Source organism: Pelomonas parva (assembly GCF_043555835.1).
Lineage (GTDB): Bacteria > Pseudomonadota > Gammaproteobacteria > Burkholderiales > Burkholderiaceae_C > Pelomonas > Pelomonas parva.
Window position 1 is genome coordinate 217514 of record NZ_JBIGHV010000003.1, and the last position, 12236, is coordinate 229749.

Here is a 12236-nt window from a genome sequence, read left to right on the forward strand (position 1 = left end):
GTCTAGACAGCCGCACTGCCATTCAGACGCCCGGGCGCGCCATTCGCCGCACGGACCCGCAGCAGATGCATGCGCCTCCTAGACTGCGGCCCATGCCTCGCCTCGAAGACTTCTCTCAGTGGTTCTACCCCGGGTCACGCCGTGTCTTCACGCCCGAGGAGATGGCTCGCGGCGGCACGCAGCTGTGGCCGTCCGGTATCGACCAATACGTGTTCGTCAACGTCGTGCTGCTGCTGGCCGCGTTCTCGCACCAGATGTCCAAGGGTACGCGGCCGGTGGCATGGTTCTTGGCGCTGTTTGTCACTTCCATCGCGCTGGGCGTGGCGCGCTGGCTTTGGCGCAGGCCGAGCCGGCGCTGGCTCAACATCGCCTGCTACGGGCTGGCGCTCGTCGTCACGGCGGCATTAATCGTGTTGGCCAAAACGGGTTGGCGCGAGGTGGCCATCGATCACGCCGCACTCGCCGTGGTCGTGATGACGGCCATCCTCTCGGCCTGGTGGGGGTTGACCGTCTACCGCGTCGACCAGATCGAGGCGCGGCTGCGCGAGCTGGCCGACCAGGACGCCGCGCTGCGCCTGTCCACGCGCCTGGCCGCCGCACAGATCCAGCCGCATTTCCTGTTCAACACGCTGGCCTCGTTGCAGCACTGGGTGGACACCGGCGACCCCCGCGCCGCGCCGCTGCTGCGTGACTTCACGGCCTATCTGCGCGCCACGCTGCCGATGTTCGAGCGCGAGCTGCAGCCGCTGGCCGATGAGATAGAGATGGTGCGCCGCTACCTGGCCATCATGCAGGCGCGGTTGGGCGAGCGGCTGCGCGTCGACATCGCCATGGCCCCCGACATCGATGCGCAGCTGCCGCCGGGCCTGGTGCTGACGCTGGTGGAGAACGCCATCGCCCACGGCGTCGAGCCACAGCTGCGCGGCGGGAGCATCGACATCGCCGGCCATCGTGACGGGAACCGCCTGGTGCTGACCGTGCGCGACGACGGCCCCGGCCTCGCGCCCGGCTGGACGGAGCGCGTGGGCCTGGCCAACACGCGCCGCCGGCTGGCGAGCGCCTTCCCAGCGGCCACGCTGACGCTGGCCGATGCTTCCCCCGGCTGCGTCGCCACCTTGACCCTGCCCATCCCGCTGACCCCATGACTGCACTGACTGCCCTGATCGCCGATGACGAGGAGGCCCCTCGCGAACAACTGCGCGCCGCGCTGGCCAGGCTCTGGCCCGAGCTGAAGCTGGTCGCCGCCAGCAGCAACGGCGCCGAGGCCTGGGACGACTGCCTGGCGCACGAGCCGGCCATCGCCTTCCTCGACATCCGCATGCCCGGCCTGACCGGGCTGGAGGTGGCGCGCCGCTTGTCCGCGCTGGCTGCGCCGCCGCTGATCGTGTTCGTCACGGCCTTCGACGACCACGCACTGGCCGCCTTCGACGCCGGCGCAGTGGACTATGTGCTCAAGCCGGTCGACGACGAACGCCTGGCCCAGGCACTGGCCAGGCTGCGCGCGCGGCTGGCCCAGCCGGCGCCCGACACGGCGGCGCTGCAGCGGCTGCTTGCCGGCCTTGTGCAACCCAGGCCAGTGGCCCGCCCCATCCAGGCCGGCGTGGGCCGCGAGGTGGTGCTGATCCCGCCGGAGGAGGTCATCTACTTCGAGGCCGATGCACGCTACACCCGCGTCGTGCACAGCGGCGGCGAGGCACTGATCCGCACGCCGCTGCGTGAGCTGCTGACCCAGCTGGACCCCGAGCAGTTCTGGCAGATCCACCGCAGCGTGCTCGTCAACAGCCGCTGCATCGCGCGCGCCGTGCGCGTGGACGAAGGCACCATGGTCGTCACGCTGCGCGGGCGGGACGAGAAGCTGCCGGTGTCGCGGCAGTTCCAGGCGCTGTTCAAGGGTCAATAAAGACCAAAGCTCGGGGCAAACCCTGGGGGAGCGGGGGGGGCGAGTTCGGACAATCCGCGCCACCAGAGAAGCCCCTAAATCGTGGGGGCGCCCAAACCAACAAGCACACCATGCCCAGCGCCCTGCCCAACCCACGCTTTGACCACTTCTACCGCTACGACGAGCTGACGGCGCTGCTGTTTGCCTACGCCGAGGCACGGCCCAACCTCGTGTCGGTGCGCTCCATCGGCAAGAGCTACGAGGGCCGCGACATCTGGGTCGTCGTCGTCACGAACCTGGCCAGCGGCATGGACATCGACAAGCCGGCGCTCTGGGTGGACGGCAACATCCACGCGGCCGAGCTGACGGCGTCCACCACTTGCCTGTACTACCTGCACCACCTGCTGCTGCAGCATGGCGGCAGCGGCGCCGACGCGGCACAGGTCAACCGCCTGCTGGACACGCGCACCCTCTACCTCGTGCCGCGCCTGAACCCCGACGGCGCCGAGCTGGCCCTGGCCGAGCGGCCGCGCCACATCCGCAGCTCCACGCGGCCCTACCCCTACACCGAGGAGCCGGTCGACGGCCTGACGCCCGAAGACGTGGACGGCGACGGCCGCATCCTGACGATGCGCGTGCCCGACCCGCATGGCGGCTACAAGAAGCACGCCGGCGACCCGCGCCTGATGGTGCCGCGCGAGCCGGGCGAGTTCGGCGGCGAGTACTACCGCCTCATCCCCGAGGGCTTCATCAAGAACCATGACGGCCTGACCGTCAAGCTCAACGGCGACCGCGAGGGGCTGGACCTGAACCGCAACTTCCCCGGCGAATGGCGCCAGGAGTTCCAGCAGGTCGGTGCCGGCCCCTACCCGACCAGCGAACCCGAGGTGCGGGCGATGGTGGACTTCATCGTCCAGCACCCCAACATCGGCGCAGCGGTGAGCTTCCACACGCACAGCGGCGTCATCCTGCGGCCTTGCGGCACGCGCAGCGACAAGGACATGACGCCGGACGACCTGCGCCTGTTCCAGAAGTTCTCGGCCCTGGGCGAAAAGCACACCGGCTATCCGGCGATCAGCATCTACGAGGACTTCCGCTACGACCCCAAGGACGTCATCACCGGCACGCAGGACTGGGTGTACGAGCACCTGGGCGCGCTGTTCTGGGTGGTGGAGCTGTGGTCGCCCAAGAAGGAAGCCGGCATCGACGACAACCGCTGGATCGACTGGTACCGGGAGCATCCGGTCGAGGACGACTTGAAGCTGCTGAAGTGGAGCGACGAGCAATGCGGCGGCAAGGCGCATGTCGAGTGGACGCCGTTCCAGCATCCGCAGCTGGGTGCCGTGGAGATCGGTGGCTGGGACAAGATGAACTACTGGCGCAACCCGCCGCCGGCGCTGCGCGAACGCGAGGCGGCGCGCTTCCCGGCCTGGATGACGCAGGTGGCGATGAGCCTGCCCCAGCTGGAGCTGATCCGCACCGAGGTGCGCGCGCTGGGCCCCGACATGTGGCGCGTGCGCCTGGCCGTGGCCAATGCGGGCTACCTGCCGGCCTACGTGACGCAGCGCGCGCTGGAGCGCAAGACGGTGCGCGGCGTGATGTTCGAGATCCACATGCCCACGGGCGACCCGACCATCAGCCTGGTCAGTGGCAAGGAGCGCATCGAAGGCCCGCAGCTGGAAGGCCATGCGCCCAGGCAGAGCCAGCTGGCCTTCCTGCCGAGCAAACAGCCCACCGGCGACCGCGCGGTGGCCGAATGGGTGGTGCGTGCGCCGGTAGGCACGCGGCTGGCGTTGAGCGCCAGCGCGGAGCGGGCGGGCATTGTTCGGACCGAGGTTGTCCTCGACTAAGTACGCAAAAATGTACGCACACTTGAAGAAAAAGTGATTCAATTCAATGAATTACAAACCTATTCAAGTGCGCAATTTTGCCTGCACTCTATAACTCGCCCCATCAGTTTGAGCCGCTCCTCCCCCGGGAGGCCCAGCTTGAACCCCTGCTGTCCCAGGCCCATGACCTGAGCGCGGCCGCACTCAGTCTCGTCAGCCAACCCGCGCCCGACGTGCTGCGCGGCCTGCTGCGGGCGATGAATTCCTACTACTCCAACCGCATCGAGGGCCAGCACACCCGGCCGCTCGAACTGGAGCAGGCGCTCAGACAGGACTTCTCGGCCGACGCCAAGCTGGCCGCGCGGCAACGCCTGGCGCTGGCGCATATCGCCGCCGAAGCCGCGCTTGAACCCCGCTTTACCGGCGAGGCCGGCCTGCGCCAGCTCTACACGCCGGCCGCGCTGGGCGAGCTGCATCACGCGCTGTTTGCACGCCTGCCCGAAGCCGACCTGCGCACCGACGAGGGCGAGGCCATCACGCCCGGCCAGCTGCGCAGCCGCGATGTGCAGGTGGGCCGCCATATTGCCCCCGCCGCCGCCAGCCTGCCCGGCCTGATCGAGCGCTGGGGCCAGGTCTACAGCGGCGTGCGCCGGGGCGAGGCCAGCCTGGTGGCGCTGGCGGCGGCGCACCAGCGCCTGGGCTGGGTCCACCCCTTCATCGACGGCAATGGCCGCGTGATGCGGCTGCACACCCATCTGGCGCTGGGCGCGCTGGGCTACACCCGAGGGCTTTGGTCGCCACTGCGCGGTTTTGCGCGCAGCGTGGAGCGCTACTACGCGCTGATTGCCGCCGCTGACGAAGCCCGCCGGGGCGACCTGGACGGCCGGGGCAACCTCAGCGAGGCCGCGCTGGTGGACTGGATCGCCTATGTGCTGGACATCTGCCTGGACCAGACCCGCTTCATGACCGGCCTGCTGCAGCTCTCCGCCATGGAGGGCCGCATCGCCGCCTGCCTGCATTTCGAGCAGACCTCGCTCAAGAGCGGCGTGCGCATCGAGGCGCTGCGGCCGCTGCACTACCTGTTCCTGAGCAGTGCCTCACTGGAGCGCGGCGACTTCAAGCGCATGACCGGCCTGGGCGAACGCACCGCCACCAGCCTGCTGACGGCCCTGCTCAAGCGCGGTCTGCTGGCCAGCGACTCGCCCCAGGGCCAGGTGCGCTTCGGGCTGCCGCTGCATGCGCTGCGCTTCTACTTTCCGGCGCTGTGGCCGGAGGCGGAGGCCGATGTGGCGCAGGCCGGCCGCTGATCAGTCGGCAGGCCGCTCGCTCTCCTGGGCGGCAATCACCGCCGCCCGCCACAACCGCGCCGGGATGAAGGTACGCAGCTGCTCCATGGCCTTGGCGACGAGTGCCGGGTGCAGGCCATGGTCCAGGTGCGGCAGCACATCGGCCGTCACATCGGCGCCCAGGTCGACCAGCGCCTGGGCGGCGTCGACCACATGGCGGTACGAAAAACGCTGGTCCGCCAGGCCATGCAGCAGGTGCACGCAGACATCCTGCGGCGCATGCTCGGGCCGCGACAGATAGCCGCCGGCAAAGGCCAGCACGCGGCCCACCAGGGCTGGTTCGGCCTGCACCGCCTCCAGCGCCAGCAACGCGCCGTCACCCAGGCCGGCCAGGGCCACGCGCTCCCAGGGCAGGCCCAGCTTGCCGGCCTCTCCGCGCAGGCGGGCTATCAGCTGCGGCAGCGCGGCCTCCACACCCACCGGCCCGGTCTCGCCCAGCCACCAGCGGCAGCGGCCTTCGGCATCGCGCAGCGGCGGGTGCAGCGTCAGCGTGGCGGCGTTCGGGTACTGGCCTTGCAGCGCGGCAGCCAGCGGGGCCAGCGTGTCCGGGCCGTCGGGCGCGAGGCCGCTGTCGGGCAGCAACACAAACAGCAGGTCCGGGGCGGTGGCGTCTTGGCGAGGGGTCATGAACGGGATTTTCGGTGCGGCCGGGATATTTTTTCAACTGCGTAAAAAATCATGGCCGAATATTTGCGACCCAGTAAGAAAGCCGGCATCGAGAGATTTCAAGGACATTTGATTTCGCCGGCCGAGCTTGCTTGGTTCGCAGTATGCGAAGGTTTCCGTGAGTATTCACCCGCCCGACCAGCTGGTCGCGCAGGCAGCCGCACACCCGCCGCCCGCCGCCGGGCAAAGCGCCTGCTTTGTTGGCTACTTGCAACAAAGCCGTCACACGGCCTAGGCCGGATGGATCGGTAATGACCCTAGATCCGTGCTGAAGGTCACATGTAACCAAGGCCACCCCCTAGCATGAAACTTCGTTGACGAGCCGCTGGCTGCGCTGCCCTACCCGGATGGCGGATGGCTTTGAAACGCACCCCCTTGACGGACCCATTTATGCCCACCCAATCCTCCAGTTTCAAACCCGTTCAAAAACCCATCGCCCTGGCGGTTCTCGGCCTGATGTTTGCGCAGCATGCTGCAGCACAACAAACCCCGGCCGACAGTAACAAGCCGGCGACCACGGCTGAAACTCCCGCAGCGAAGCCGGCAGCGACCAAGCTGGATACCGTCGTCGTCACGTCCGGCTCCCGCATCAAGCGCGATGTGTTCAGCTCGCCGGCGCCCATCCAGATCATCAAGAACGAAGACGCCGCACTGGCGGGCTTCACGTCCACAGCCCAGGTGCTGCAGAGCACGTCCGTGACCAGCGGCCAGGGCCAGATCAACGCCGCGTTCGGCGGCTACGTCACCGACGGCGGCCCGGGCGCCAACACCGTGGGTCTGCGCGGCTTCGGCCCGACCCGCTCGCTGGTGCTGCTGAACGGCCGCCGCATGTCGCCGTCCGGCACCCGCGGCTCGGTCGGCGCCGCCGACCTGAACACGCTGCCCAATTCCATCGTCGACCGCATCGAAGTGCTGAAGGACGGCGCCTCGTCCATCTACGGCTCCGACGCCGTAGCCGGTGTGATCAACATCATCACCCGCAAGGACCTGGACTCCATCCGTCTCGACGCCGGCGCCACCGCCACCGAGCACGGCGGCGGCAATGCCTACAACTTCTCCATCGCCGGCGGCCTGATCAAGGACAGCTACCGCGTGCTGGCGTCGTACAACTTCAACGACAACCAGGCACAGACGCTGGGCGATCGCGACTGGACCCGTTGCAACACGACCTACCAGCGCACGGTCGCTGGCGGTGTCGTCGGCGGCTGGGGCAGCGCCGACTACGTCGATCCGAAGACCGGCAAGCCCAAGTGCTACCCGACCGGCCAGACCGGCGAGAACGGTGTGACCATCAACACCATCGGCACGTTTGACCCGTTGACGAACATCGCTTCTGTCCCCGCAGCCCTGCGCGGGACAACCGTTGGCGTTGCAGCGCCAGGAGCCGTGGGTACCAACTTCAACCGCTGGCGTCCGAACGCCGCCGTGACGACGGGCCTGGTCGGCTACGAAGGCGTCGGCGGCGGCGCGACCACCAGCCTGCACCCGCGCGACACCTTCGACGAGCGCATGCTGAACAACACGCTGCTGTCGCCGATCCGCAACCACAACTTCTACGCCGAAGGCTCCATGGACCTGGCGGCCATGGGCGACGCCGAGCTGTACGGTGAACTGCTGTTCAACCGCCGCGAATCCTCGCAGGTGGGCTTCCGCCAGCTGTCGCTGGACTATGCCAAGGGTAGCCCGCTGCTGCCGGCCAGCCTGGCCTTCAGCACGGTCCAGACCGCCCCGACGCTGATCACCAACGGCTTGGCGCTGGGCGTGCGCGGCTTCATCGGTGCCGGCAACAGCTACTCCAGCCAGGAAGTGGACTTCACGCGCGCCGTCGTCGGCCTGCGTGGCTCGTTCGGCAAGATCAACTGGGATTACGACGTCTCGGCGGTCCATTCCGAAAGCAGCGGCTCCTACACGTTCGACGGCTTCACGACCAGCAAGCTGGCGCAGAGCCTGAACGTCGTGGCCAACGGCAGCGGCGGCTTCAACTGCGTGGACACCAGCAATGGCTGCGTGGCCGCACCGGCACTGACCACCGACATCATTGCCGGCAAGCTGCCGGCGGCCTGGCTGGGCTTTGTCTACGGCAACTTCGTCGGCAACACGAAGTACAAGGAGACCGTGGTCACGGCCTCCACGACCGGCAAGCTGTTCAAGCTGCCCTATGGCGACGTGAAGGGCGCGTTCGGCGCAGAGTTCCGCAAGGCCTCCATCGACGACACGCCGTCGGAAGCCATGCAGACGGCTGCCATCTACAACTTCACGTCGAGCGGGGTGACCCGCGGCAGCGACCAGGCCACCGATGTGTTCGCCGAGCTGGAAGTGCCGCTGCTCAAGGACATCACGATGGCCAAGGAGCTGACGATGAACCTGTCGGCTCGCCGTGCGGACTACAAGTCCTATGGCTCGGGCTCGACCCACAAGATCGGCGCGCTGTGGGCCCCATCAGGCTGGATCTCGGTGCGCGGCACCAGCGGCACGTCCTACCGCGCCCCGGCGCTGTTCGAGCAGTTCGTGGGTGCCACGACCGGCTTCATTGCGTCGACGAGTGACCCGTGCAACGACTACAGCACCAAGGGTGCCGTGCGCGCGGCCAACTGCGCCAGCGAAGGCCTGCCGACCACGTTCCTGCAGACCAACAGCATCACCTCGATCACCTCGGGTGGCGCCACCTCCGGGCTGGCTGCAGAGACCTCCAGGAACTCCTCGTGGGGCATCATCCTGCAGCCGAGCCTGCCGACCGGCTGGGGTGACCTGTCGCTCGCGGTGGACCGCTTCGACGTCAAGGTGGAGAACGGCGTCGACCGCAGCGGCCCGGGCAACATCCTGACCAAGTGCTACGACGATCCGGGCTTCCGTGCCGCTGGCGGCTTCTGCCGCCTGGTGACCCGCAGCACGGCCAACAACGCGCTGACGGTCAACAACAGCTACGTGAACCTGGCCACGGACGTCGTCCGCGGCTATGAATTCAACGTGCGCTACACGAACGAGGTAGGCCCCGGCAAGCTGCGTGTGAACATGATGGCCACCGAGTACAAGGAGCAGTCGAGCAAGCTGTTCGTGACCGATGCGCTGCGCGACACCAACGGCACCCTCGGTTCGCCGGCCTGGTCGGGCGCGATGGACCTGAACTACACGGTCAAGGGCTGGAACCTGTACTACGGCCTGGAGTGGGTCGGCAAGATGTCCAACTACGGCTACTACGGCCTGGACGCCGCCACCAGCCCGTTCAAGCTGGACACGCCGGACTACTTCCTGCACTCGCTGTCGCTGTCCTACAGCGACTCGGTGAGCAAGTGGAAGGTGACCGGCGGCGTGCGCAACATCGCCGACAAGAACCCGCCGCAGATCTCCGCAGCCACCACCTACGGCACCAACCGCATCGGCAATGCGCCGCTGTACAGCGGCATGGACCTGCAAGGCCGCCGCTTCTTCATGAACGTCTCCAAGACCTTCTGATAAGCCAACGCTCCATCGCCCTGGCAACCCCGGTTGCCAGGGCTTTTTTTCAGGTGTGATTTCCATGCAAAGCTACTTGAACAAACTGGCACGGCTGCTGGCCGTCGCCGGTGCCGCACTGGCGGCCTGCCCGGCCGCCGTGATGGCGCAGACCGCCCCCGCCGCCGCGCCCATCCGCGTCCCGACCGTGGAGACGCTGGCGCAGTTCCCCGGCATGACGGGCTTCCAGATCTCGCCCGATGGCAAGCACATGGTTGCCCTGCAGAGCCAGGGCGACATCCGCAACATCCTGGTCTGGAAGCTGGCCGACCTGGCCGCCAAGCCGACCGTCATCGGCGCCAAGAACATGCAGATCTCCAGCGTGTCGTTCCTGAAGAACGACATGCTGCAGGTCAACATGACGCAGCCCTTCGACCTGCGCACCGACGAGACCATCAAGGTCTTCATCAACAAGCTGTACTTCACCGACCTCGAGGGCAAGAACTGGATTGAGCCGATGGCGGCCACAGAGATCCCGCGCACCGAGATCGCCAAGAAGGCCGCCGCGCTGGCCAACCCGACGGTGCTGAACCGACTGCTGAGCGACCCGGAGAACGTCATCGTCGTCAGCGACTCGGGCAACGCCACCAGCCGCGACGTCTACCGCTACAACCTGCGCAGCAACAAGGCCCAGCGCATCATGCGGCTGGGCGAATCGGACAACAACGTCTTCGTCAACAGCAAGGGCGTCGTCTGGGCCAAGTCGCGCCTGAACGGCGACAGCCAGGGCACCTTCATCGCCATCGAGTTCCGCAACAAGGACGGCGACTGGGAAGAGCACTTCCGCAACTACGTGAAGAACCGCGACGTCGTCGACGTGATCGCGGTCGGCACCAAGCCGGGCACGGCCGTGATCAGCAGCAACGTGGGCCGCGAGTTCACGGCCCTGTACGAGTACGACATCGCCGCCCGCAAGATGGGCCCTGCGCTGTTCGAGCACAAGTTCTTCGACGCGACCGGCGTGCGCTCGCTCCGCAGCGACGACACGCCGCCCGACGAGGCCTACGACGGCTACACCTACGACGGCCACCTGGCCCGCGACACCCACTGGGTCAACGAGAAGCTGGATGCCGTCGTGCGCGGCGTCGGCCAGGCCCTGGGCATCAAGGAGATCGACCAGGAGTTTGTCGGCGTGGGCAGCGGCGAGCGTGCAACGGTGCGCTCCTTCGATGGCGTGTCCGTGCGCCTCACCGGCTACGTGGCCGGCGAGACGCCGACCTACCTGATCCGCGTCAGCGGCCTGACCTACCCGACCGAGCACTACCTGCTGCGCGGCCAGAGCATCCAGCTGCTGGCCAAGGAGCGCCCGGACGTGGACAGGCGTGCCCTCGGCACCGCCCGCTTCGTCTACTACAAGGCGCGCGACGGCCTGAACATCCCCGCCTACCTGACCGTGCCCAACCCGCAGCTGTGCGGCGCCGGCCCGTATGCAGCGGTCGTGCACCCGCACGGCGGCCCGTGGGGGCGCGACTACATGGAGTACGACACCTCGGGCTGGGTGCCGCTGCTGGTGTCGCAGTGCCGCGTCGTGCTGCAGCCGCAGTTCCGCGGCTCGGCCGACTGGGGCCGCACGCTGTGGTTTGCCGGCGACCGCGAATGGGGCCAGAAGATGCAGGACGACAAGGACGACGGCGCCAAGTGGCTGGTCAGCGAGAAGCTGGCCGACCCCAAGCGCATCGCCATGTTCGGCTTCTCCTACGGCGGCTATTCGGCGTTCGCGGCGGCGGTGCGGCCGCATGGGCTCTACAAGTGCGCCATCGCCGGCGCGGGTGTGTCGGACATCGAGCGCATTTGGGCGAAGTTCTTCGACAACCCGTACTTCCGCTCTGCCCAGGAGCCCACCGTGCGCGGGCTGAGCCCGTTGAGCAAGGCCGACAAGATCGAGATCCCCATCATGGTCTACCACGGTGACCGGGACCAGGTCGTGCCGCTGATCCAGTCCGAGCTGTTCGTCGACAAGGCCAAGTCCGCCGGCAAGCCGGTGGAGTACCACGTGCTCAAGGACTACGCCCACGGGCCGGCATGGACGCGCAAGATCATGGCGGACCAGCTGAACCTGATCAGCAGCTATCTCGGCAAAGGATGCGGTGGCGGCGGTTTGTAACTGTTGACCCCTCGCCCAGGCGCCCCCGCTGAACGCGGGTCGTCTTGTCGGTCCCCCGAGGGGACGGCGATGCTTGGCGGATCGACCGCCAAGCACATCGCCAACCCGGGCCGGCTTGGGAGCGGCCCGGCGCTCGGCCCGCAAAGAAGGCACCACGAGGTGCCTTTTTCTTTGGTCGCTGCGACGAGCAGCCTCAGACCTTCAACGTGAACGGATTGAAGTTGGTGTCGCGGTCATAGTGGTCCAGCCCCTCGACCCGCTTCAGGAAGGCGATGAAGCGCGCCGTGACCGGGAACAGCACCGCCTCCCAGACCAGCTTGAAGCAGTACTGCGCGACGAACACGGCGAGCAGCTGCTCCTGCGGCCAGATGCCCCAGAAGGCAATGGTCAGGAACAGGCCCGTGTCCAGCAACTGGCCCACGGCGGTGGAGCCGACGATGCGCGCCCACAGGAAGCGGCCGCTGCTCGCGACCTTCATCTTGGCCATCACGAAGCTGTTGGCGAAGCTGCCCGCCGCGAAGGCGATCATGGACGCGGCGACGACACGCCAGGTGTTGCCGAACATCGCCTCGACATGCTGCTGGTAGCCATCCATGAAGGCGTTCTGCGCTGGCGGCAGGTGGACGATGACGAAGGCCATGAAGGCCGCGAACAGCAGCGCCCCGAAGCCGGCCCAGACGACGCGGCGGTCGCGGCCGTAGCCGTAGACCTCGGTCAGCACGTCGCCAAAGATGTAGCTGATCGGGAAGAAGAACAGGTCCGCCCCGAAGGTGACCGTACCGATCAGCGGCAGGTCCACCTGCGCCGCCTTGGCCGGGCCGATCAGGTTGGCACACAGCAGCACGCAGACGCAGGCCGCCATGATCAAGTCGTAGTACTTGTAGCTTCGCGGGCTGGGTGTGCTCATGGCGGTAGGGGGT

General features: G+C 67.6%; 8 protein-coding genes. 6 read left to right on the forward strand and 2 right to left on the reverse strand.

Annotation, left to right across the window (positions count from 1 at the left end; translation table 11 throughout):
* Positions 1–92 precede the first annotated feature (92 nt).
* From ACG00Y_RS08600 to ACG00Y_RS08615, 4 genes are all read left to right on the forward strand, one after another.
* Entirely contained in the window at positions 93–1145 is a 1053-nt protein-coding gene (locus tag ACG00Y_RS08600; protein WP_394477859.1) for a sensor histidine kinase, read from the forward strand.
* Complete coding sequence (locus ACG00Y_RS08605; RefSeq protein ID WP_394477861.1) at positions 1142–1900, forward strand: LytR/AlgR family response regulator transcription factor; 759 nt, start codon at positions 1142–1144, stop codon at positions 1898–1900. Before ACG00Y_RS08600 ends, ACG00Y_RS08605 begins: the two co-directional genes overlap by 4 nt.
* Before the next feature lie 110 nt (positions 1901–2010).
* Positions 2011–3729: a M14 family metallopeptidase gene (locus tag ACG00Y_RS08610; protein WP_394477863.1), complete on the forward strand. Its 1719-nt coding sequence runs from the start codon at positions 2011–2013 to the stop codon at positions 3727–3729.
* Positions 3730–3806: 77 nt separating this feature from the next.
* Positions 3807–5015 carry a Fic family protein gene (locus ACG00Y_RS08615; protein ID WP_394477865.1) on the forward strand — a complete coding sequence of 403 codons (1209 nt, stop codon included), beginning with the start codon at positions 3807–3809 and terminating at the stop codon, positions 5013–5015.
* Here the strand turns inward: ACG00Y_RS08615 and ACG00Y_RS08620 are convergent, their stop codons facing one another.
* Entirely contained in the window at positions 5016–5681 is a 666-nt protein-coding gene (locus ACG00Y_RS08620; RefSeq protein ID WP_394477867.1) for an alpha/beta hydrolase family protein, read from the reverse strand. It abuts the gene before it with no gap.
* Between the two features lie 429 nt (positions 5682–6110).
* Between ACG00Y_RS08620 and ACG00Y_RS08625 the strand changes: the two genes are divergently transcribed.
* Positions 6111–9173 carry a TonB-dependent receptor domain-containing protein gene (locus ACG00Y_RS08625; protein ID WP_394477869.1) on the forward strand — a complete coding sequence of 1021 codons (3063 nt, stop codon included), beginning with the start codon at positions 6111–6113 and terminating at the stop codon, positions 9171–9173.
* A gap of 64 nt (positions 9174–9237) precedes the next feature.
* Positions 9238–11316: an alpha/beta hydrolase family protein gene (locus ACG00Y_RS08630; RefSeq protein WP_394477871.1), complete on the forward strand. Its 2079-nt coding sequence runs from the start codon at positions 9238–9240 to the stop codon at positions 11314–11316.
* A 193-nt stretch (positions 11317–11509) separates the two neighbouring features.
* Here ACG00Y_RS08630 and ACG00Y_RS08635 read toward each other — a convergent pair whose 3' ends face one another.
* The gene (locus ACG00Y_RS08635; protein ID WP_394477873.1) at positions 11510–12223 is read right to left on the reverse strand and encodes a queuosine precursor transporter; all 714 of its coding nucleotides are present in this window, start codon (positions 12221–12223) and stop codon (positions 11510–11512) included.
* Positions 12224–12236: the final 13 nt, after the last annotated feature.